At 50.5% G+C, this 22,397-nt stretch carries 23 protein-coding genes and 1 other annotated feature; of the genes, 6 read left to right on the forward strand and 17 right to left on the reverse strand.

Annotation, left to right across the window (positions count from 1 at the left end; genetic code table 11):
- Positions 1–402: 402 nt before the first annotated feature.
- From MKY48_RS27830 to MKY48_RS27870, 9 genes are all read right to left on the reverse strand, one after another.
- Complete coding sequence (locus MKY48_RS27830; RefSeq protein ID WP_339291746.1) at positions 403–843, reverse strand: NucA/NucB deoxyribonuclease domain-containing protein; 441 nt, start codon at positions 841–843, stop codon at positions 403–405.
- A gap of 226 nt (positions 844–1,069) precedes the next feature.
- Positions 1,070–2,698, reverse strand: a complete 1,629-nt coding sequence (gene groL / locus MKY48_RS27835) for a chaperonin GroEL (RefSeq protein ID WP_076324708.1) — start codon at positions 2,696–2,698, stop codon at positions 1,070–1,072.
- A gap of 62 nt (positions 2,699–2,760) precedes the next feature.
- Complete coding sequence (gene groES / locus MKY48_RS27840; protein WP_006212454.1) at positions 2,761–3,042, reverse strand: co-chaperone GroES; 282 nt, start codon at positions 3,040–3,042, stop codon at positions 2,761–2,763.
- 277 nt (positions 3,043–3,319) lie between these two features.
- Positions 3,320–4,138 (reverse strand): nucleotidyltransferase domain-containing protein, encoded by an 819-nt coding sequence (locus tag MKY48_RS27845; protein WP_339291747.1) that lies wholly within the window; start codon positions 4,136–4,138, stop codon positions 3,320–3,322.
- 300 nt (positions 4,139–4,438) lie between these two features.
- Positions 4,439–5,212: a twin-arginine translocase subunit TatC gene (gene tatC, locus MKY48_RS27850; RefSeq protein WP_098748756.1), complete on the reverse strand. Its 774-nt coding sequence runs from the start codon at positions 5,210–5,212 to the stop codon at positions 4,439–4,441.
- Between the two features lie 72 nt (positions 5,213–5,284).
- Positions 5,285–5,521 (reverse strand): twin-arginine translocase TatA/TatE family subunit, encoded by a 237-nt coding sequence (locus MKY48_RS27855; RefSeq protein ID WP_076324711.1) that lies wholly within the window; start codon positions 5,519–5,521, stop codon positions 5,285–5,287.
- 217 nt (positions 5,522–5,738) lie between these two features.
- Positions 5,739–6,230: a MogA/MoaB family molybdenum cofactor biosynthesis protein gene (locus MKY48_RS27860; RefSeq protein ID WP_076324712.1), complete on the reverse strand. Its 492-nt coding sequence runs from the start codon at positions 6,228–6,230 to the stop codon at positions 5,739–5,741.
- A gap of 49 nt (positions 6,231–6,279) precedes the next feature.
- A complete protein-coding gene (gene moaC, locus MKY48_RS27865) occupies positions 6,280–6,756 on the reverse strand; it encodes a cyclic pyranopterin monophosphate synthase MoaC (protein WP_339291748.1) in 477 nt (158 codons plus the stop codon).
- Between the two features lie 3 nt (positions 6,757–6,759).
- Entirely contained in the window at positions 6,760–7,410 is a 651-nt protein-coding gene (locus MKY48_RS27870) for a 5-formyltetrahydrofolate cyclo-ligase (protein WP_339291749.1), read from the reverse strand.
- A gap of 286 nt (positions 7,411–7,696) precedes the next feature.
- Between MKY48_RS27870 and abc-f the strand changes: the two genes are divergently transcribed.
- Positions 7,697–9,649: an ABC-F type ribosomal protection protein gene (gene abc-f, locus MKY48_RS27875; protein ID WP_339291750.1), complete on the forward strand. Its 1,953-nt coding sequence runs from the start codon at positions 7,697–7,699 to the stop codon at positions 9,647–9,649.
- Positions 9,650–10,127: 478 nt separating this feature from the next.
- On the opposite strand, the gene MKY48_RS27880 is transcribed toward abc-f, so the two are convergent.
- From MKY48_RS27880 to tsaE, 5 genes are all read right to left on the reverse strand, one after another.
- On the reverse strand, positions 10,128–11,651 hold the full coding sequence (locus MKY48_RS27880; RefSeq protein ID WP_339291751.1) for a 2-isopropylmalate synthase: 1,524 nt from the start codon (positions 11,649–11,651) through the stop codon (positions 10,128–10,130).
- A 153-nt stretch (positions 11,652–11,804) separates the two neighbouring features.
- Positions 11,805–12,140: a binding site (T-box leader), on the reverse strand.
- A 521-nt stretch (positions 12,141–12,661) separates the two neighbouring features.
- Positions 12,662–13,711 (reverse strand): tRNA (adenosine(37)-N6)-threonylcarbamoyltransferase complex transferase subunit TsaD, encoded by a 1,050-nt coding sequence (gene tsaD, locus MKY48_RS27885; RefSeq protein ID WP_339291752.1) that lies wholly within the window; start codon positions 13,709–13,711, stop codon positions 12,662–12,664.
- Positions 13,708–14,232 carry a ribosomal protein S18-alanine N-acetyltransferase gene (gene rimI / locus MKY48_RS27890; RefSeq protein ID WP_339291753.1) on the reverse strand — a complete coding sequence of 175 codons (525 nt, stop codon included), beginning with the start codon at positions 14,230–14,232 and terminating at the stop codon, positions 13,708–13,710. Before rimI ends, tsaD begins: the two co-directional genes overlap by 4 nt.
- A gap of 19 nt (positions 14,233–14,251) precedes the next feature.
- Complete coding sequence (gene tsaB / locus MKY48_RS27895) at positions 14,252–15,043, reverse strand: tRNA (adenosine(37)-N6)-threonylcarbamoyltransferase complex dimerization subunit type 1 TsaB (protein WP_339267809.1); 792 nt, start codon at positions 15,041–15,043, stop codon at positions 14,252–14,254.
- Positions 15,030–15,500, reverse strand: coding sequence for a tRNA (adenosine(37)-N6)-threonylcarbamoyltransferase complex ATPase subunit type 1 TsaE (gene tsaE, locus MKY48_RS27900; protein ID WP_339291754.1), 471 nt, complete (start codon positions 15,498–15,500; stop codon positions 15,030–15,032). Before tsaE ends, tsaB begins: the two co-directional genes overlap by 14 nt.
- Positions 15,501–15,760: 260 nt before the next feature.
- Between tsaE and MKY48_RS27905 the strand changes: the two genes are divergently transcribed.
- The gene (locus MKY48_RS27905) at positions 15,761–16,942 is read left to right on the forward strand and encodes an epoxide hydrolase family protein (protein WP_339291755.1); all 1,182 of its coding nucleotides are present in this window, start codon (positions 15,761–15,763) and stop codon (positions 16,940–16,942) included.
- Between the two features lie 116 nt (positions 16,943–17,058).
- Here MKY48_RS27905 and MKY48_RS27910 read toward each other — a convergent pair whose 3' ends face one another.
- The gene (locus MKY48_RS27910) at positions 17,059–17,241 is read right to left on the reverse strand and encodes an H-type small acid-soluble spore protein (protein ID WP_076324721.1); all 183 of its coding nucleotides are present in this window, start codon (positions 17,239–17,241) and stop codon (positions 17,059–17,061) included.
- 4 nt (positions 17,242–17,245) lie between these two features.
- On the reverse strand, positions 17,246–17,533 hold the full coding sequence (locus MKY48_RS27915) for a hypothetical protein (RefSeq protein WP_215157765.1): 288 nt from the start codon (positions 17,531–17,533) through the stop codon (positions 17,246–17,248).
- A 208-nt stretch (positions 17,534–17,741) separates the two neighbouring features.
- Here MKY48_RS27915 and MKY48_RS27920 point away from each other — a divergent pair, with 208 nt between their 5' ends.
- Genes MKY48_RS27920 through ligD form a run of 3 tightly spaced genes read left to right on the forward strand, consistent with a single transcriptional unit; the run spans position 17,742 to position 20,505 of the window.
- Entirely contained in the window at positions 17,742–18,671 is a 930-nt protein-coding gene (locus MKY48_RS27920; RefSeq protein ID WP_098748766.1) for a Ku protein, read from the forward strand.
- Between the two features lie 14 nt (positions 18,672–18,685).
- On the forward strand, positions 18,686–19,582 hold the full coding sequence (locus tag MKY48_RS27925; RefSeq protein ID WP_237566597.1) for a DNA ligase: 897 nt from the start codon (positions 18,686–18,688) through the stop codon (positions 19,580–19,582).
- 5 nt (positions 19,583–19,587) lie between these two features.
- Positions 19,588–20,505, forward strand: a complete 918-nt coding sequence (gene ligD, locus MKY48_RS27930; protein ID WP_339267817.1) for a non-homologous end-joining DNA ligase — start codon at positions 19,588–19,590, stop codon at positions 20,503–20,505.
- On the opposite strand, the gene MKY48_RS27935 is transcribed toward ligD, so the two are convergent.
- The gene (locus MKY48_RS27935) at positions 20,488–21,579 is read right to left on the reverse strand and encodes a radical SAM protein (RefSeq protein ID WP_339267819.1); all 1,092 of its coding nucleotides are present in this window, start codon (positions 21,577–21,579) and stop codon (positions 20,488–20,490) included. The two genes, ligD and MKY48_RS27935, sit on opposite strands and share 18 nt — an antisense overlap.
- A 233-nt stretch (positions 21,580–21,812) precedes the next feature.
- Between MKY48_RS27935 and MKY48_RS27940 the strand changes: the two genes are divergently transcribed.
- Positions 21,813–22,388 carry a TetR/AcrR family transcriptional regulator gene (locus tag MKY48_RS27940; protein ID WP_339267821.1) on the forward strand — a complete coding sequence of 192 codons (576 nt, stop codon included), beginning with the start codon at positions 21,813–21,815 and terminating at the stop codon, positions 22,386–22,388.
- Positions 22,389–22,397 lie beyond the last annotated feature (9 nt).

A 22,397-nucleotide genomic window follows, 5' to 3' on the forward strand; every position in this document is an offset into this window, starting at 1 on the left:
GCCTAAGCCAGTGAGGTCTGGTCTCTTACCGATGATATCGGAGTATTATCTATAATGCGAAGTATTTTTTCAGACAACATCTACTTCTGTTCAAATGATTTATAGTAAATTCTACCCACCTTTGATATACTGACATTATTACTTTCGTCATGGGTGCGTGATTAATCAAATGTGGGATAAAGAACTGAAAATGGCCATACAAAAGAAGCAAAATGTGACGATATACCTTATTGATGGCGCAGTACTCCAAGGCATACCTGATGCTTGTACAGATCGCTTAGAGATGCGGAGTGTTTATGGGCCAGTCTGGGTACCATTAGAGGAAATAAAGCATGTGAGTCGATTGATACGACTAGACGCAAAAAAAGAACCTACTGGCATATAGCTAGTAGATTCTTTTTGCTATCTAAAAATGAAATGTACTTGGGTACCGTCCGGGTATCCCTCCAAATAGTTACCTACCCAGCTTCCAGCTCCTCGATTGTCAGATGGATCTATGTATTCGACACTTGCACCGTCCCCGCCTTCGGCACACATGGCCATCGGCCACTCATCCCGATCATATCCTTTTTTTGTAGGGATTCCTTTTAGCGAAGAACTTCTGTTATCATCTGCACCAGTTCGATCAATGGTACAAACTTCGGAATGACCGGATTCAATGGCCTTTTGTATGTGATCCGCTGTCTCAGGATATCTATCCGCTGGAAACTCCAATTCGACAACGGTACCCGGTTTTGGTTGGTTTACATCAATGTCATCTAACTCCGGAAAATAATTAAGGACCAACCAAACCAATAACAAGGATAAGACCGCTGTTCCAAATTTCAAGAATAACTTTTTCATACCAATTGCTCCCCCCCTTTCAAACAAAAAAATCCCTGCCAGCATAGGCCAGCAGGGATTTTCTTACCGATGCCTTCAGTTTACTTTTTTAAGTATAATCAAGTTGGCATATATTTGTAAATCACTTCTCTGTAATTGTCGCTGTCATACATTTGTGAAGCTTATACAAGAAAAGAGACCCCGAGAGGTCTCTTTTCATTGATATGACAGGCTTTTGGGGCCTTACTTACATCATACCGCCCATTCCACCCATGCCGCCCATATCAGGCATAGCTGGTTTTTCTGGTTCTGGCTTGTCAGCGATAACCGCTTCGGTTGTCAGGAACATAGCCGCAACGGAAGCTGCGTTTTGAAGAGCGGAACGCGTTACTTTCGCAGGGTCAACGATACCTGCTTCGAACATGTTCACCCAAGTATCTGTAGCGGCGTTGTAGCCGATACCGATCTCTTCTTTTTTCAGACGCTCAACGATAACGGAACCTTCTTTACCAGCGTTTGCTGCAATCGTGCGGATTGGCTCTTCCAGAGCGCGCAGAACGATGTTCACGCCTGTTTTCTCGTCGCCTTCTACTTGAACAGCAGCAACAGCGTTGTATACGTTAACGAGCGCTGTACCACCACCGGATACCATACCTTCTTCAACCGCAGCGCGGGTTGCGTTGAGGGCATCTTCGATGCGCAGTTTGCGTTCTTTCAGTTCTGTTTCAGTAGCCGCACCGACTTTGACCACAGCTACGCCACCAGCCAATTTAGCCAGACGCTCTTGCAATTTTTCTTTGTCGAAATCGGAAGTGGTTTCTTCCAATTGGTTGCGGATTTGCTTCACGCGAGCATCGATGTCTTCTTTGTTGCCGGCGCCATCCACGATGATGGTGTTCTCTTTGGTTACGCGCACTTGACGAGCGGTACCCAATTGATCGATGGAAGCTGTTTTCAGGTCGAGACCGAGCTCTTCCGTAATCACTTGGCCGCCAGTCAATGCAGCGATATCTTGCAGCATGGCTTTACGACGGTCACCGAAGCCAGGAGCTTTAACAGCAACAGCGTTAAACGTACCACGCAGTTTGTTCACGATCAGCATCGCTTGCGCTTCGCCTTCGATGTCTTCCGCGATCAGAACGAGCGGTTTGCCTTGCTGCACGATTTTTTCAAGGATCGGCAGGATCTCTTGCGTGTTGGTTACTTTTTTATCGGTGATCAGGATGTATGGATTCTCAAGAACAGCTTCCATTTTATCCGTATCAGTAATCATGTATGGAGAGATGTAGCCGCGGTCGAATTGCATACCTTCTACAACTTCCAGCTCCGTCAAGAAGCCGCGGGATTCTTCAACGGTGATGACGCCGTCTTTGCCCACTTTATCCATAGCTTCTGCAATTAGTTGACCTACTTCTTCGTCAGCTGCAGATACGGAAGCGACTTGAGCGATTTCCTGGTGGTTTTTAACTTCTTTCGCGATGTTTTGAAGTTCAGCCACAGCTGCTCTAACCGCTTTGTCGATACCCTTACGGATGATCATTGGGTTTGCGCCAGCTGTTACGTTCTTCAGACCTTCACGGATCATAGCTTGAGCCAGAACCGTTGCCGTTGTTGTACCGTCACCGGCAACATCGTTGGTTTTGGTAGCTACTTCTTTAACAAGCTGAGCACCCATGTTCTCGAATGCATCTTCCAGCTCGATTTCTTTAGCGATGGTTACACCGTCATTCGTGATGAGCGGACTTCCGAATTTCTTCTCAAGAACCACGTTACGGCCTTTCGGTCCGAGTGTTACTTTAACTGCATTTGCCAAAGCGTCTACACCGCGAAGCATTGCGCGACGGGCGTCTTCACTGAACTTAATGTCTTTTGCCATGGTATTACATACCTCCCTAGTGGATTATGAAATCGTGAAACAAAGATATATTCAGGCGTTCATTAGCCTAAGATCGCGTGGATGTCGCTTTCTTTCATAATCAAATATTCTTTACCTTCGTATTTGATTTCTGTTCCAGCGTATTTGGAGAAAATGACGCGGTCGCCTTCTTTAACTTCCAAAGGTACACGTGCGCCGTCTTTCAGGGAGCCACTGCCTACAGCAATAACTTTACCTTCTTGCGGCTTTTCTTTAGCAGAGTCAGGAAGTACAATCCCGAATGCCGTAGTTTCTTCTTGTTCGATCGGTTCTACCAATACGCGTTCACCTAAAGGTCTGATCATGAAAAAATAGCCTCCTTTAAATATGTTGTGATGCTTTTTTCAAAGCTTTATGTATTAGCACTCGACAACCCTCAGTGCTAACAACCAATTTTATGATACTCAAGTTGTCTTAAAATTTCAAGTCCTTTGCATGATTTTTTGATCATTTTTTTGCAAATCGGACTCTGATCGGGGTTGTCCCTAAACCCCCTACTCCATTGTATCCATGACCAGTCAAAATATGCCTGAGTCTTAAGGAACACTGTACGGCTGAATACCAAATGACGCTCCCCTTTCGTCAAACTGTGAATGACTGCGGTCCGCCGGTTCCCCATCCTTCAACCAGCGCGTTCCGAAACAAAGCATCCAGCCTTTGATCCAGATCCGTGTCTTGGTGCTTCTTATCCTTGACTAGCTGATCATATTCGTTCAATTTCTCTTCGATGAATGCGTTAATGATGGGAAGTTTCGGTTTATCATCCATCTCTTCGCCCGAACGTTTGCGAAGAAGCAACTGATTGATCTCCTGTTTCAGTGCACTTCCCTGATCTAATAGGCGATCCGTAAGCAGCTCGAATTCCATGGGAGGCATCTCGTTGTAGGTCTGAATCCAGTCGCATGCCAGGATCGGACGCAGTACATAGAAATACTTTTTGATCTTTACGTCTCCCCCTTGCAAATACATCCGGTAATTGCCTTTGGCCATGTTCAGGTAGTGGTGCATGCAAGATTTAGGCGAGAAGGCAAGCGGAGATATGCTGCGGATTTGCTGGGCGATGCCAAGCGTCTCCTTATACTTGATGGGGGACTCCAACCACTCGAGCAGGGGTGGATTCGACTTGCGAAAAAGCCCCAGTGCTTTTTTCAAATCCCAACCGCTCATATCCAGCCTGTCGCTGATCGGCCGCTCAATCACATCTCGCTTGTCGAAGATGGACAAATACCACTCCACGGGTCTGACATAGATAAACCTTACGTCATAATCGCTGTCTGTCGACGGGAAGCCCCAGGCCCTGCTGCCTGATTCGCATGCATACAGGATAAGAACCCCTTCCTCCCGCTCAATCCGCTCAAGTTCTTGCTGTATCATCAATTTCATTTCTTCCGTTATATTCATATCCGGAATCTCTCCTTCTGTATTGGCCGTGTGATGTCCGATATCCTTATTGTCTTCCAAGCGTTCATATTTCAACAGGGCGAAAGTAAGGCGCTGGCGAGATATGCTCAAGATGAAAGTTAGGATGTTATGAAATGATTCCCATGAGACCGGGAGCTAATGCACTTATGAAATTGATTCCTAACCATTCGATTCTTGAACAAAAAAACAACCCGCAAACCATACTCCCGTTGAGTGAGGTTAGGCGGGTTGTTCTTATTCTCATGCGATCCTATTTTGCAAAACATATTATAATCACTGTCATTCCTCTTCGTCTACCCGTCCATACCGGCTGTCCCATTCCATGTCTGCCTCTAATTGCTTGCGATAGATCACGGAAGACAGAAACATGCTGAATTCGTACAGAAGCAGAAGTGGAATCGTGACCAGGATATCCGATATGAAGTCCGGCGGCGTAATGACAGCCGCAATGAATGCAAGCACGAAATAAGCCACTTTGCGCATTTTTCTGAGCCGAAGCGGATTCAGAATGCGGATTTTCGTTAAGAACATCACCACAAGCGGCAGCTCAAACAGCAAGGCCAGCGGCAATACGAGATTAAACATGAAATTTAAGTAATTGGTAATTCCGTAGGTTTCCTGGAGCCCCATGCTCTGTGTAATCGTTGTAGTGAACGACAGCGTCATCGGAAACACGATGTAATATCCGAACGTTATCCCCACGATGAACAGAAGAAACGCATACGGTACGTAACGAATGGCCGCTTTCTGCTCTTCTTTGCGAAGTCCCGGCTTGACAAACGCCCACAGCTGATAGAAGATCAGCGGAACGGAAATGACAAGCGAGAAAATGGCAGCGATTTTCATGTAAATCCCGATACCATCCCAGAAGGAGAACGCATGCAGTTCAAAGTTCTTGGCTTCTTCCGCTGCCGTCAAATAATGATAGATTGGCTCCGCAACAAAAAGCCCCCCGATAAGCCCCGCTACGAATACCACGAGCACGACTATAATTCGTTTACGAAGCTCGCCCAAATGCTCTACAAGCGCCATATCTTTCACTTGCTCCGACATGTTAACCACCACCCTATATGTGACCCTGACAAAACAAAATCCCTCCCGAAGGAAGGGACTTCAAACCTTGCATTATTCCGGAAGACGCTTATCCTCAACCTTGGTTGGCTCAGCGGCAACGGCTTGCTGGGGAGCCTCTTCTTTCTTCTTCGCCGGTGCATCGTCAGCAATAATCTCGCGCGCACCATCCTTAAACTCACGGAATGTTCTTCCGACCGCACGTCCCAGTTCAGGAAGCTTGTTCGGTCCGAACAAGAGTAGCGCCAAAATGACGAGCAAAATAATACCCGGCACTCCAATTGTACTCATATCTATTCTCCTCCTTGTCCTGCTTAATGCCTTTAAAGGACCTCAGGATGATCTAAATCCGTCACGCCTTGCACTACAACAGGTGTTAACTAAAGACCATAATCCGACTACAGCAGTTGAAACAAGCTCATATACCGTCATCATACCATAATGTAAATCACATATACAGTCTAGAATCGTGACAGATTATTTACATAATTATCTAATAGGGTGGCCTTTAGAGCTGCTCCCGATACTGGCCCGTTACCATTAGCAGTGCCTCCGGAAGCTGATCCATGACCGCCGCCAGATTCTCGTGCACGCCTTTGGGCGAGCCCGGCAGATTGACAATCAAGGTACGGCCGCGGACGCCGCATACGCCCCGGAACAGCATCGCGCTCCGATTCTTCTGCATGACGGTAGCACGCATCGCTTCTACGATGCCGGGCACTTCCCGTTCGATGACCCGCTTGGTTGCCTCCGGGGTAACATCGCGGACCGCCAGCTCCGTTCCGCCTGTCGTGAGCACGAGATCCACTTGATAATAATCCGTCAGTTCGATCAATGCCGCGATAATTTCATCCGGCTCGTCCGGTACGATCCGGTATTCAATAATTTCTCCGCTCAGCTCTTCCTCCACCAATTCCCGGATCACTTGAGCGCTCGTATCCTCGCGTTCCCCCCGCGAACCTTTATCGCTCGCCGTTAGGATCGCCGTTTTCCACACCATCTGCCCTCTCTCCCTTCCACTCGTTCGAATCTCCTGTCTCTATGCAATGCTATGTTGTTTCTCGTATGTAATCCCCGCTCTTCCCACCGGTTTTGCTTACCAGGTAGGTCGGGCCGATGACCATGTCTTTTTGCAAGGCTTTGCACATGTCATAGACCGTCAGCGCAGCCGCTGAAGCTGCTGTCAAAGCTTCGATTTCAACGCCGGTTTTGCCTGTGGTCTTCACGGTCGTTTCTATATATAACTCATCTCTAGCATTATCGCTGAACTCCACATTCACGCCGGTCAACGGCAGCGGATGACACATCGGAATCCAGTTTGACGTGCTCTTGGCCGCCATAATAGCCGCAACCTGTGCTACAGCAAGCACATCTCCCTTGCCGATCTTCCCCTCATGGATGCGAATCAGCGTATCTGGGTGCATACGAACCGTAGTCTTTGCTACCGCTGTCCGGGCCGTTACATCCTTATCGCTGACATCCACCATTCGTGCTCTGCCTTGGCCATTAAAATGACTCAATTCCATCTCTTATCCCTCCGCTGCAGGTCTGGCCTTCACAGTATGTCCCCGTTCCGTAACCAAACCGTCCAATACCTTATCATGCTCTTCCATGGGAACATGCTCCAAGACCTGAACCTCGTAGCCGATTCCCACCCACAAAGGCTCACCGATCTGACGAGAGGTGTCTTGTGCTCCTTGACTAAGCCTGTCCGACAGCCGGTCATAATAACCGCCTCCGTATCCAAGTCTTCCGCCCTTCCTGTCAAACGCAAGCCCAGGCACCCAGATGATATCAGGCCTATGATCCATCCATTTCTGTGATCGCTGCGGATCAGGCTCCAGAATACCATAAGCTCCGGGAATCAGCTCATTCCATCCCTGAAGCTTATACAATTCCAGCGAACGGTCTTGGGGCAAACTCCGGGGAACGATAACCTGAATCCCCTGCTTCCATGCCCATTCAACCAGCGGCCGGGAATCCAGTTCGGAGCGAAAGGGGACATAAATCATCATGCTCTGAAGTCGGAGCCGCTTCATGACCTCCGAAGCAAACTCGCAGGCTTGCTGTGATCGCTGCGCCCGCTCTTCCTCAGATAATTCATCCCTGCGTGATAGCATCAATTTGCGCAGGGCATCTTTTGCGGATACCCGCTTCAATTCTTCCTCAGGGTTCAACACGTGATCTTTCCTCTCACGCTTATAATTAAGTTTAGTTTACCACTGTTCCTTCCTTTAGCCAAGAATGCAGGAAGTCGCCAATCATTGTCGATTGTTCGGTCATTTTCATGTACACTTAATTTAAGATATCAGATCGTATAGACTTCAAAGCATGACCATCCTGATATCGCAAGAAAAATAGCTTCTAAAAACGGTCTGTCTTCTGAGAGTGTACGTCGGTAGATGTTTTTCTTATAATGAAGAATTAATCGAACAAACATATAGAATGATGGAGGTTTCACATAACATGCTGCTGCAAGCCAATGGCATTACGAAATTATACGGAGTTACGCCCGTGCTGGACGGGATCAGTCTACAGGTGCTTGAACGCGAAAGAATCGGCCTTGTCGGAGTCAATGGAGCCGGGAAATCGACCCTGCTCAAAATTTTGGCAGGCGAGATGTCTTATGATGGCGGACAAATCTTCAAGGCTAAGGAAACCACCGTCGGTTATCTTGCCCAGAACAGCGGGCTTCAGTCCGATTCGTCGATATGGAACGAGATGCTGGATGTATTCACTCCCCTTCTGGAGATGGAGCGCGAGCTGCGTCAGATGGAGGAACAAATTGCCGACCCGAAGTCGAGCGAGGATCCGAAGAAATACCAGGAGCTTCTGGATCGTTATGCGATCCGTTCAGACTGGTTCAAGGATCAGGGCGGTTATGAGATCGAAACACGTATCCGCAGCGTCCTCCACGGCATGGGATTTGGCAGCTTTTCGCCGGATACCTCCATTGCCACATTAAGCGGCGGGCAGAAGACAAGACTGGCCCTTGCAAAAATATTGCTGCAGGCACCCGACCTGCTCATGCTGGATGAACCGACGAACCATCTGGATATCGCGACCCTCACCTGGCTGGAGGATTATCTGCGAGGCTATTCCGGTTCATTGCTTGTCGTTTCCCACGACCGCTATTTCCTGGATCGTCTCGTGACGACCATCGTTGAAATCGAACGCCGTCACTCCAAAAAATATACGGGCAACTACAGCCGGTATATTGAGCTGAAGGCAGCGGAATACGAATCTCAGCTGAAGCAATACGAGAAGCAGCAGGATGAGATCTCCCGCATGGAGACCTTCATTCAGCGAAATCTGGTCCGGGCCTCTACGACTAAGCGGGCGCAGAGCCGTCGCAAAGCGCTGGATAAAATGGAACGGATGGACAAACCGCTGGGGGATCTGAAGAAAGCACATTTTTCTTTTGAAGCCGAGTATATGTCAGGCAAGGATGTGCTTCATGTGCGGGATCTGGCGCTTGCGTTCGAGCAGGACAAACCGTTGTTTAGGCAGGTTTCCTTTGATCTCAGCCGCGGAGAAACCGTAGCTTTGATCGGTCCCAACGGAGTTGGCAAATCGACGCTCCTTAAATGCCTGATCGGTACATTGAAGCCAACGGCGGGATCGCTGCAATGGGGAACAAAAGTGAAAATCGGCTACTACGATCAAGAGCAATCCGAGCTGAATCCGAGCAATACCGTTCTGGAAGAGCTATGGGGCACCTATCCGCATATGGAGGAAGCCCGCATCCGCACCGTTCTGGGCAACTTCCTCTTCAGCGGCGAAGATGTGCTCAAGAAGATCAGTTCCTTAAGCGGCGGGGAAAAAGCACGCGTCTCGCTTGCCAAGCTGATGCTCCTGGAAGCCAACATGCTCATCTTGGACGAGCCGACGAACCATCTCGACTTATTTGCAAAAGAGGTTCTGGAATCGGCACTAATGGATTACGAAGGCACTTTATTGTTCATATCCCATGACCGTTACTTCCTTAACAAAATGGCCGAGCGCATCATCGAGCTTCATCCGGACGGCATTCAACATTTCCTGGGTAATTATGACGACTATACGGAGAAAAAGCAGGAAATTCTCGATATGAATGATGAACCTTCCGAGCCGTTTGCTCGTCACACCCTGAAGCAGGAAGGGAAAGCCGAAGCTACCGTCGAGAAACAGGGAGCCGTTTCCTTTGAAGCTGAGAAGCAAGCAAAGCGGGAGGAACGAAACCGTCAGCGCAAGCTCACAAGTCTGGAAGAGCAAATTCATGCTTTGGAATCGGACATCTCCGAGCTAGAGACCGAGATGACGCTGCCGGAGATCTATCAGGATTATATGGCACTCCAAGAACGCCAGCAGTCGTTAGAGGAGAAAAAGAGTCAGCTTGAGCAAATTTTTGCCGAATGGGAGTCATTGCTGGAAACTTAAAAAAAATTCACAAAAGTGTTTCAAATGGAGTTTTGCATTTATACACAAACTTATCCCCAATAATGGTGCATAAGTTTACCATGGAAATGGCCGAAATGGCCATTTTTTTGTTGTTATTCGCGCATCTTCGGTCCTATATCCAACTTTATCCACTAAGTTATTCACATTATCCACAGTTTCCACCGAAGAAATTGAAAATCCTGTCCCCTCTTTTCAGCGTCTTGCAAAAGACCGATTTATCGACATTTTTCTCGCTTATGCACATTTTTCGGCGAATATGTGGATAACGTTGTTCACAACTTGACAGAATTACATGTCTTATATAATAGGCTTCTATATAGACTTACCACTTGTTATTAGCCAGTTATATTAAGCTAGATTTTGAAAAAAGCGACCTTCCTAAGTGCAGTTCGGAAGGTCGCTTGTGCCAACAATTATCGAAGTGGAGACGCTAAGGTTCCCTGTTCAGCTTCCTCGCCTAGACCGACATCAACGCCGAGTTGCATGCAGCAACGTATGCCAGACCTGCGGCCATAACGATATCCTGGTGCACGGCCGTGCCGCGGAAGATCTTGCCGGCCTTCTCAACCGTGACCGCTGCTTCGGCATGCGCATCTTCCCCGCTGCTTAAGGAATGAAGCTCCAGATCGCCAAAGCGGATGTCGCTGCTAATTCCTTGGCTGATCGCCGAAATAACGGCTTGCACCGGACCGTCCGCCACGCTGGAATAGGTGGCCTCCGTTTGCTCGCCCAGATGGCGCAGCGTGACGGCCGCAACCCGGCTGCTGCCCGTTCCTGAAATGACCTGCGCCTCGGTCAGCTCATATACTTGGGCCGGTTTGCCTAGTGTGCTGCTCACCATCTGCAGCAGTTGATCATCGCTGACCACCTTCTGACGGTCAGCCGTCTCCTTGAAGGTATCGTACAAGGACTCCATCTCGGATGCTTCGAGCTGGACACCGTACCTGGCAAGACGATCCTTCAATGCATGACGACCGGAATGCTTGCCCAGCACGATCATGCTCCGCGGAATCCCCAGCTTTTCCGGGTCCATAATCTCGTAGGTGCTTCGATCCTTCAGCAGACCGTCCTGATGAATGCCGGATTCATGTTGGAAAGCGTTCCGGCCGACCACAGGCTTATTGAAGGCAATTGGAAAATGCATCGCACCGCTAACGAGACGGGATACTTCATACAGCTTCTCGGCCGTAATGCCCGTCTCCGCCCGCAGCATGTCGCCCCGGGTAGATAGAGCCATGACGAGCTCCTCCAGTGCGCAGTTGCCTGTACGTTCGCCCACCCCATTCACGGTGACCTCGATTTGGCTGGCGCCGTTCTCGATCGCGGCCAGGCTGTTGGCCACAGCCAGACCGAGATCATTGTGGCAGTGGGCGCTGTAAGTGACTGTCTTTCCGCCACGCGCGCCTTCCCGCACGCGTCGGAACATCTGACCATATTCGTTCGGAAGCGCGTATCCAACCGTATCGGGCAGATTGATAATCGTTGCGCCCTCTTCAATGACGGCCTCCACCATCTCAATCAGGTCGTCAATGCTGGTGCGCGAGGCATCCATCGCCGTAAATTCCACCACGTCGCTGAACTGCTTCGCATAAGCTGTCATCTCACGTGCCCTTGCGACCACATCTGGACGGCTCATGCGCAGCTGGTGGCGAAGATGGATGTCGGAAGACGAAATAAACAGATGAATCCGCCTTCTGGCCGCGTCTTGGGTGGCCTTGACGGCAGCATCAATGTCCCCTCTCACAGCACGCGCGAATCCGCATATCTCCACCTGCTGCAGCTGTCTCGAGATGGCCTGCACAGCGGCAAACTCCCCGGGGCTGGACACCGGGAACCCAGGCTCCATTACGTCAACGCCCAGCTCCGCCAGCTTTCCGGCCAGCACAATTTTCTGCTCAGGCTGCAGGCTTGCTCCCGGTGCCTGTTCCCCGTCCCGCAATGTGGTATCGAATATTTGGATGGTTCTCATGGATTCACTCATTTTTGTATACTCCTCCTTGGTTATGGTATGACCCGATTTCATACGGGCTTGTTGTCCCATCTGCTCGATATGTTCGCTTTACGTCCGCACGTCGACTTGCGTTCGCATCCCACCCTGCTGCTGCCGGCAGCAAAAAGCCCGCCATCTCTTCATATAAGAGACGACGGGCTAACACCCTCCGTGGTACCACTCTAATTGACGCGCCTCGTTCGCAGCCGTTCTGCCGCGACATATACACGTCCACTCACGTCCATGATCTCCTCATACCGGCCGGTCATAAAGAGAATGGACATCCTGATGACGGAGGAAACTCCGTAAGAGAGTATAGCTGCATTCATGGTCGTTGGTCTGTCTTGCTCCCTCACCGATGCGTGCTGTTCCCCTCTTCCGCTCCCGGGTGAGATTCAAAGCTTGCTGCCGCTGCGTTACACCAAACCCGCAGCTCTCTGTAGACAGCCCTCTTTTACTGCTCCCGTTCATCGCGTTTATACGATATGCTGTTATGCAGAATCTCATGATATCCGGCACTTCACCGAGTATCTTGCCTCTTTGTACTGTTTCGTTGTCATACGCCTACTTCTGCTTGATCAAAGCATTAGCTGCCTAATAAGTATGCAAAAAAGCCTGCCATCTCTTATTCAAGAGACGACAGGCATCCTATCGCGGTACCACTCTTGTTGACTCTAAGCTCCCGGGTTCATACTGCTGTCTCCCGAACCTTAAAGCCCCCTCCATCGCCAAATCACAAATGATTTGTGCGCAGCCGTTCTCACGGAGGCCATCCCGTAGCAAGGTCAAACTCCGCAATCCAATCCATGCCTGTTCGGCATTTCATTGCGCAAGGTTCCCCCGCTCCGCTCCCAGGTGAGTTCAGGTTCCTCTCGTCTGCGTTGCACCGTCCCGCAGCTCTCTTCATCCAAGGTTCACCTTACTGGTCCTGTTCTTTGCGTTTCAACATTCTGAAATTTGATCAAGATTATACGTCCTATATAGAGACGTGTCAAGACGTTTTAGCTTAGTGACTGCGCCCAAAGTTCCAGCGACATTTGGGGGTCGGCCTTCATATCGAGCGACGTAAAGCTCCCCTGCTTCCATTTCAGATGCGCCGCGGCAGCAATCATCGCTCCGTTATCGGTACAATACTGAAATGGCGGGATCGTAAGCATAATCCCTTCCTGCTCGCAACGTTCAGCCAATGTTTTACGGAGCCCGCGATTAGCGGCAACGCCGCCACACAGCAGCAGCTGCTTGGCATCATATGCTCTGACCGCGCGAACCGCCTTTTCCACGAGCACTTCGACCACCGATTCCTGGAAACCCCGGGCTATCGCTTCCGTCCGGACTTCCTCTCCACGCATTTTGCTCTGATTGACGACATTTAATACAGCCGATTTCAGACCGCTGAAGCTAAAGTCATAGGAATCCGGCTCCAGCCATACACGGGGAAGCTCCACAACCTCTTCGGCCTCCAATGCCATACGGTCGACATGCGGGCCCCCGGGATACGGGAAGCCAAGCGCTCTGGCCACTTTGTCGTACGCTTCGCCAACTGCATCATCGCGCGTCCTGCCGATCAACTCAAAGCTGCCTTCGTCTTTCATGTAGACCAGCTCGGTGTGACCGCCGGAAACAACTAGTGCCATACAAGGGTAAGCGATATCGCCCACAAAGCGGTTGGCATAAATATGACCCGCAATATGATGCGTACCGATTAGCGGCTTGTCAAGCGCAAACGCCAGGCTTTTAGCAGCCATAACGCCAACCAGTAGCGCTCCGACCAGACCAGGCCCCTGCGTTACGGCGATCGCCGACAAATCCTTCATTTCAATGCCGGCCTCAGCTACGGCTTGTTCAATAATTAGCGTGATGCTCTCCACATGCTTGCGGGAAGCCACCTCGGGGACCACCCCGCCAAAAGCTTTATGCGTTTCAATCTGGCTGGCAATGACGCTGGACAAAACCTCATAGCCATCCTTTACTACGGCAACCGAGGTTTCATCGCAGCTCGTTTCTATCGCCAATATGCAGCTGTGCTGCCGGTCCACTCTTTCTTCATTCATGATAGCCTTTGACTTCCTTCCTCGCCATCGTCCTCCCGATAAGGGGGCAGATCTGCCCACATGATGAGTGCGTCTTCCTGGTTATCGGAATAATACCCCTTCCGGACACCGGCTGGTTTAAACCCTTTTTTGGTATATAAGTGCTGGGCAACGTGATTGGATACCCGAACTTCCAGCGTAATTTTCTCCATTCCCATATAGGCAGCGGTCTTCATCAGTTCCGTAAGCAGTCGATCGCCCCACTTGCGTCCGCGGTACTGCTCCAGCAGCGCAATATTCGTAACGTGTGCTTCGTCAACGATCGTCCACATGCCCGCATATCCAACCGTCTTGCCTTCGTACTCCATAATCATATAACGTGCAAAATGATTCAGTTTCAGCTCATTGTGAAAAGCTTCCTCGGTCCAAGGCACGGTGAACGCTTCACGCTCCACCACGAGGACCTCCGGAATATCCTCCAAGGTCATCAACCGAAAGGACAAACCGTCTTCACCATTTACCGGCTTCTTCTGCTGATCCATGACGAATCCTACGCTCCCTTCACCGCTTACGCAGCAGGTTCGCTTCCGCTTCGGAAAGCTGTGTATAATTGGGCACCAGTGTATGCACATCATCCGCTTCCCCAGCGAGCAACCTGGCTGCTCCCAAGTACCCCATCCAGCGGCCTTCAAGCGAATACGGATGAATATGCAGCCCGTCTCCAAACCCAGGCTCAAGCCCGCGAGCGGTTTCGGCATGAAGCTCCACTTCCCCAGTAAACCAAAGGCAAATCGGGCGCTCCTCTTCAGGCAGCTTGCTGATCCGTTCCTGTATGGCCTCCACCCAGGATTGCATCAGGCGAATACCGTCTGCCTCCATACGTATCGGCGCATCCTCTTGGCTCTCTGAATCGGCAGCGAATAATGCCGTGTACACTTGTCCCCGTCTTGCATCCAGCAGCGGAATGACCCAGTGGACTCCCTTCTTCGGCTCGGCTTGATGCCATCCGGAGTTCAAGCCCCCCCATGCCAAGGCATGCAGGCTGGATACCCCGACAACCGGGATGTGATTAGCCCATGCCAATGTTTTGGCAGCCGTTACCGCAATCCGGATCCCAGTATAAGAACCCGGACCTACTCCTACGGCAATGCCGTCCATCTGGTCCATGCCGAGGCCTGCTTCCGCAAGCGCTTGTGCCATCACCGGGTGCAGATGCACCGAGTGGTTGCGGTCCGCATTCGTGTTCACTTCCGACAGCAGCTTGTCCTGCTCCATCACGGATACCGTCAGCGATGCCGTAGACGTATCCAGCGCCAAAAACCGCTGCTGCGGCTTCGTGTCATTGTTGTTCATTCCAGCTACCCCATTTTTCATTCAAATCCCGGCACCACTCGCCATAGAGCTCGCCCTGGCTTGAAAGTGTGATGATCCGGTTAGTTTCGCCTGTCGTTTCAAGCTGGATATGCAGATAACGCTCCGGCAAAAGTTCGGTGATCAGGCTGCTCCACTCCACGAGACAAACCCCTTCGCCAAAAAAATACTCATCCAGCCCGAGCTCATCCGCTTCATCGATCGACAAACGGTACACATCCATATGGTAGAGCGGCAGACGCCCCTCATATTCTTTAATAATCGTAAATGTCGGGCTATTCACAACCCCGTTCACACCAAGGTGCCGTGCAAATTGTTGGGAAAATGCCGTTTTTCCTGCTCCAAGATCTCCGTCCAGGCCGATGACAGTCCCTGGCTCGGCCCTAGCGGCCAGCCAAGCAGCAAGCTGCTCCGTCTCTTCCAGACTGCTTGAACTCATTCGAAACCGGCCCTCCGTACGGCCATTGTTCACTGATAACCCACCCTTTACTTAGTTTGCCCATATCTTAAAATACTTGATCTTCATTATATCGGTCCTCCCAAGCCGCTGCAAGAACATGGGTTTCGCTTTTAAGTTTGGGATGAGAAAAGAAACGTCAACCCAGGTATCAAACACTGACACGATGTAGTCAAAGATCAAGCCTTATAGTTAAACCAGAACAAAGATAAACCATGATAAAAACCTTGAGGAGGATGACAATGAATATAACAAACATACCGAACACAGCCCCTTTTTCCGAAACAACTATAACTCCCTTTCACATTGAAATTCCGGATTCCGACCTGATTGATCTTAAGGAACGTTTGGCCCGTACTCGCTGGCCTGATGATCTGGAGGATAACCACTGGGATTATGGCACGCCGCTGTCTTACCTAAAGAAGCTATCAACTTATTGGAAGAATTCATATGACTGGCGTAAATATGAAGCCATGCTGAATGAATTTCCTCAATTCACGACCACCATCGATGGACAAAATATCCACTTCCTGCATGTTCGCTCCCCTGAGCCTGATGCACTGCCTCTAATCGTTACCCATGGCTGGCCAGGATCGATTGTAGAATTTATACATATGATTGAACCGCTCACCAACCCAGGCAAGTACGGTGGAAATCCGTCCGATGCATTTCATCTCGTGATCCCCTCCCTTCCAGGTTTCGGCTTCTCCGGGCATACAACGGAACGGGGATGGAACATCGAGCGAGTAGCTAGAGCGTGGGATGAATTAATGCGTCGCTTGGGCTATGAACGCTATGGAGCTCAAGGTGGAGATACCGGGTGTTTGGTTTCGGCTGAACTTGGCCGGATCGCTGCAGAGCGTATCATTGGCGTTCACTGTAATGGTTTGTCGGTGTTCCCAACCGGAGATCCTGCTGAAACCGAGAACCTTACGGCTGCAGAGCAGCTGCGCTATGGTGAATTAGCCGGTGGCGGATTTGACGGGTCCGGATATGCCGTCCTTCAAGCAACCAGACCGCAGACACTATCCTATGGCTTAACAGATTCCCCGGTTGGTCAGCTTGCATGGATTGTGGAGAAGTTTAAGGCATGGACAGATCCAACGGCAGATCTCCCTGAGGATGCGGTTGATCTCGATCTGCTTCTTACAAATGTCTCAATCTATTGGCTCACAGCTACAGCAGGCTCATCTGCAAGAATCTATAAAGAAAGCTCCAGTAATTGGGGAGCGCCAGCACCCTATTCCTCGGTGCCCACGGGCGTGGCGGTCTTCCCCAAGGACCTTTCCATTCGGAGCATGGCTCAGCGCCAGTACAACATCCTGCATTGGTCAGAATTCGACCGAGGCGGCCATTTCGCCGCATTGGAAGCTCCTGATTTGTTGGCTGATGATATCCGATTATTTTTCAGAGGGATTCGTTAACGACGTAGTCAACACAAACACACCTTATCCGGTTTCCAACGATATGGGACCCGTACAAGGTGTGTTTTTCGTGTTTATTAACTGATTAGACGGAGCTAAAGAGCCCCTACAATAAGCTATTCGCCTTCTTTCAGCCGGTCTACGTTCACAGTCAGTGTATTGGTCGGACGGGAACCAACCTGAACGGTGGCCATCCCGTTCTGCTGATCCACATGCTCGATCCACACGGACTCCCCTCCCAGGTTGACCTTGTAAGTATCCTTGGAGTTAAAAATCTCCACGGCTCTCTGTATCTCCATACGTTTAGTCCTCCTTCTCCATATTTCTTGGCGATTCGTCCACGACGTCCATCGTATCGGTTGTGGAAGGGCCGATCAGCCCGTTATCCAGGGTGACATTGCCTCCGCCAAGGCCTTCGTTGATCATCCGGTCAATATCGAACATCGTAGATTCCCGAGAGATCTCGCTCTCCTCCGAAGTTAGGCTGTTCCAATCCACCATCTCCCCGTTCACCGGTTCTGCAGCGGAATGATCCGAGGCTCTGTCCTTCTGTATCTCTTCAGACGTTTCGGTTTCTCTAGGCTCCATCATAACGAAAATTACCTCCTTATACAGGCAGAGTTCATCGTCAATATGCCACAAACGGGTTCTAATTATGCAATCCTGAGCTATAACTCATACTAGAGTCTTTTTTTGGGCACACTAATAGAGGTAGTACAAAAATTTATAGCAGTCGTTTATTGCGTTTACTACACGGTCATACCCAAACATATTAAAATTTGATAGGAGGTTTCATAGAATGCATACGGTATGGAAGGGCGCGATCAGCTTTGGTCTGGTGCACGTGCCCGTCAAAATGTTCTCGGCTACGGAAGATAAGGATATTTCGATGCGCTACATTCACAAGGAGTGCGGCAGCCCGCTCTCTTACATCCGCAAATGTCCGGTATGTGAAGAGGAAGTGGCCTGGGAGGAAATTACGAAGGGGTACGAATATGAGAAGGGGAAATTTGTACTGTTCGAGAAAGAAGAGTTGGAGCAGCTCGCGGAACAGAACAGCAAAAACATTACCATTCTGGACTTTGTGGATCTGACCGAAATTGACCCGATTTATTTTCAAAAGACGTACTATCTCTCGCCGGATCAAGCAGGTGCAAACGCATACCGGCTCCTGCTGGAAGCGATGAAGCAGTCAGGCAAAATCGGCATCGCCAAAATCGCAATTCGCTCGAAGAGCAGTCTGGCCGCGATCCGGGTGCTCGATGAATGCTTGTCGATCGAGACGATTTTCTACCCGGATGAGATCCGGCCGATCTCCCAGGTCCCGAATTTGCCTGAAAGAACCGAGGTCAACTCCAAGGAACTTGATATGGCCAAACTGCTGATTGACCAGCTGTCAACTCCCTTTGACCCAGAGAAATATACGGATGATTATCGCGAACGTCTGCTGGATCTGATCAACAGCAAAGTGTCCGGTGAAGAGATCAAGATTGCCCCTGCTCGTCAGGAGACCAACGTTGTCGATCTGATGGCTGCCCTCCAGGCAAGCATCGAAGCCGTAAAGCCAATCGGAACGGATCCAGGCACCAAACCGAAGCCGCGTAAACCAACCCGGAAGACAGCTGCCAAAGAACCGGCTGCCAAGGTCAGCGGCGGGGAAGGCGAGCTTGACGCACCGAAGCCGAAGCGCCGAACAACCAAATCCAAGAAATCCGACTCCACATCCTGATCCGTATGGGACAAATGCAGAATCTGCTGCCCAAAGAGCCGATGGCACCGATCTCGACGGATCAAATCACGACAGGCGAGGATTGGGGTTATCAGCTGAAATGGGACGGCGTGCGCATTCTGGCCGGACTTGACCAGAACCGCGTATCGTTATATTCCCGCAAGCTGCTCGATAAAACGTCTCTGTATCCCGAAGTCGTTCAGGCATTATCCGGCCTGCAGGATCGGCGTCTTCTTTTGGATGGCGAGGTTGTCTATTTTCATCCGGAGCTGGGTCGTCCCGTGTTTCAGAAGGTTCTTCAGCGGGAGCGTTCGCGTGCGATCAGCACGAATGCTCCTCTGTTTACTTATGTTCTCTTCGACATTCTGGTGGACGGCGACCAAGACTTGCGTAAGCTGCCCTATCTTGAACGTCACCACCGCCTGAAGGAAATCGTTTCCGACACACCGGGCCTGCTGACCGCGGATCTGTTTCTTGAAGGCGAGCATTTATGGAGTTGGGCCGAAGAACGGGGATGGGAGGGCATTGTGATGAAGCGCCTCTCCTCTCCTTATCGTGAAGGCAAGAAACATCGGGATTGGTACAAGAAAAAGATCGCCGTGAACATGACAGCCTCCGCCGTCGCCATGATTATCAGGGAAGGCCGTGTCGCCAGCCTCGTCATTGCCGATGACGACGGTAACTACATTGGCCGGGCTTCCCTGGGGCTTAATGAGCAGACGAAGAAGCGGCTGCTGCAATATGCCGAAAGCCATCGTGCTGATGCGATATGGAGTACGCTCCATACCGACCTGAAGAAAGAACAGCTGGCCTGGCTTAGCCAGCCGCTTTCCGTTCAGGTCACATTTCTTGAATGGAGTCAGGATGGCATGATGCGCCATCCCAAACTCGTATCGATTGAGGGGGTGTAAACCATATGGCTCGTACCGTCAAAGGGACCCTAATGATCGAGGGACAGGAGATTCAAATTACGAATCCCGACAAACCGCTATGGCCGGAAGTCGGCATTACTAAAGCGATGTATCTGCAAAAGCTTGCGGCCATCTCCCCGTTCCTGCTCCGGTACTGCCGGGGCAGACTGCTCACGACCATCCGGTATCCGCACGGGGCCGAGGGCGAATCCTTCTATCAGAAAAATGCGCCGGAGCCGCTGCCGCCTTTTGTGCAGACCTATGTGCACGAAAATATTAACTACGTGCTGCTCAACGGACTGCCGGAGCTGCTCTGGCTGGGGAACCTGGCAGCGCTTGAGTTTCACCCTTCACTACACCTTGCAGGCAGCAATCTGCCCTGCGAATGGATGATTGATCTGGATCCAACGCTGCCGGAGGAGCCGCGGATCATGGAGGCGACTGCGATTGTAGGGGACGTCCTGAGCTCCTTGGGCCTGTCCTCCGTCCCAAAAACCTCAGGAGCAACCGGGGTGCAGATCATCGTGCCGATTCCGGAAGGCATTACGTTCGATGAACTTCGCACGGTCGGCCAATTCGTGGGGCAGTATGTAACCGAGAAGTTCCCCAAGCTGTTCACCATCGAACGACTTAAGAAGAATCGCGGCGATAAAATCTATTTCGATTATCTTCAACACTACAGCGGAAGGACGCTCGCCGCTCCGTATACCCCACGGGCCCGACGGCTGGGGACCGTCTCCACGCCGCTCACTTGGGATGAGGTCCGTCAGGATGTTTCTCCCACGGATTTTCATCTGCTGAACATTGAAGAACGGCTAAGAGAGAAGGGCGACCTGCTTCAGACCTTGTCTCCGCAACCGATCGAGAACGTCATCCGACATCTGAAGCCCCAAGGTAAGGGAGCCTCAAAAAGGAAAGGATAGCTGTTCAACATCCGGCATTAGCTCCTCACCGGAGACCGGCGCTGCCGGTTGTGGCAGCTTCCTTGGCTGTGCAGGAGCAACCAAGTCCCCCACTGAAAGAAGGTGATCGCGAGCGCCTTCCACCTGCGTCCCGTTCTGTTGAGAAGTCACGCTTTCGATCGCCCCAGCCTTGCTCACGGCAGCAGCCGATGCCTCCGAGGTCAGTCCATTCAGCTCATATTCATTCAGCAGCCTGGCTGCCATCGATTTGAAGGAACGCACGTAATGCTCTTCGGCATATGCGCCCTGTCCATATAACTCGCGGTAAGGCTGAACCACTTCGGGAAACTGGTGTTTAAGTGTTTCGATATACCATTTCTTCACGTCGCGCGAGAGTCTCAGTAACGAGATCATGGCAAAGGAAACGCCCCTTACCTTCGCCTGCGACAGGAGATCCTTCAGTTCCGACTCCTTATCCGTCAAAAAGGGCAGCACAGGCGCCACAAACAAGCCCGTTCTTATGCCTGCAGCCGATAATCGGTGAATCGTATCGAGCCTGCCCTCCGGATGAGGCGATGCCGGCTCCAGCTTCCGGATGATGTCCCCATTCAGCGTGTTGAGACTTATGTTAACGGACACATTCTCCATTCGGGTCAATATGTCCATATCTCTGAGCACGAGCGGAGAGCGCGTTGTAATGCTTGTGGAGATGCGGTATTTAGCAAGCAGCTTCAAACACTCCCTCGTAATGCCCTCCTTGCTCTCGATCGGCTGGTATGGATCGGTTGCCGTACCGATCGTAACCTGTCCAATAAATCTGCGCATCGCTTCAATATCATGATCAAACTTCCTCGCTGCACTCGATAACTGCTTCTCCAGCGCTTCGGCTGCATTCGACTTCATAAAGATATGGTGCTGAAACTCATCCTCCGCCCCCATGCCGATAAAGGATTGGAACGCACGGGCATAACAAAAGCTGCAGCCATGCCCGCATCCGCGGTACGGATTGATGGACCAATCGAAGGGCATCCTCTCTTCCTTCACTCTGTTTAAAGTCTGTTTGGTAGTTATCCGTTCATATAACGTACGAGCCACTCCTCTTCCTCCCCTCTGATCCTTTACTGCTGTATGTTGAACTATTTCATATTTTAACAAACATGTGTTCTTATTATAAGTGGATTTTACTGGATTTACAAATAAACCTCCAGCAACACCTTATACGAAAAGGTTGAACCCGGTCCAATTGTTATTTATAATTAATATATATATATCATGTGATATGTATCGACTGTTTCACATATAAATAATCTAAGGAGTTGCAGACAGCAATGGCACCAAAAACGAAGTTCACCAAACAAGATATCGTGCTAGCCGCATTTGACATTGCTCAGACGGATGGAATCGAGTCCATTACGATTCGAAAAGTAGCCGAACGACTGGGCAGCTCCATCGCGCCAATCTATGTCAATTTCAACGATGCTGAAGAACTGGTTCAACAGGTCGTCGAAAAGGCCTTTCAGGTGGCCAGAGGGTTGATTGCAGAGCAGCAATCCGGTCAGCCGTTCCGGGATATCGGCATGGCAAGTCTGCGATTTGCGAAGGAATACCCTGTACTCTACCGGGATTTGATCATGAAGAACAATCCCCATATGAAGAATACCCCGGAACAAATTCGTGAGGTTATCGGGTTAATGAAGTTGGACCCGGAGCTTGCGGGATTTTCTGATCAGGAACTGCAATCGATTTTTTTGAAAATGCAAACCTTTCAGACAGGTCTCTGTGTCATGCTAGCCAATGATTTGTTCACCGAGAGCGTGGATGACGACAGGATGATCCATATGATGGACGAAGCCGCTGAGGATTTCATTCGTGCCGCTCGTTTGCGGAAACAGCAAGAGACATGAATCTGCATA

It is taken from the genome of Paenibacillus sp. FSL W8-0187, from assembly GCF_037969755.1.
Lineage (GTDB): Bacteria > Bacillota > Bacilli > Paenibacillales > Paenibacillaceae > Paenibacillus_AQ.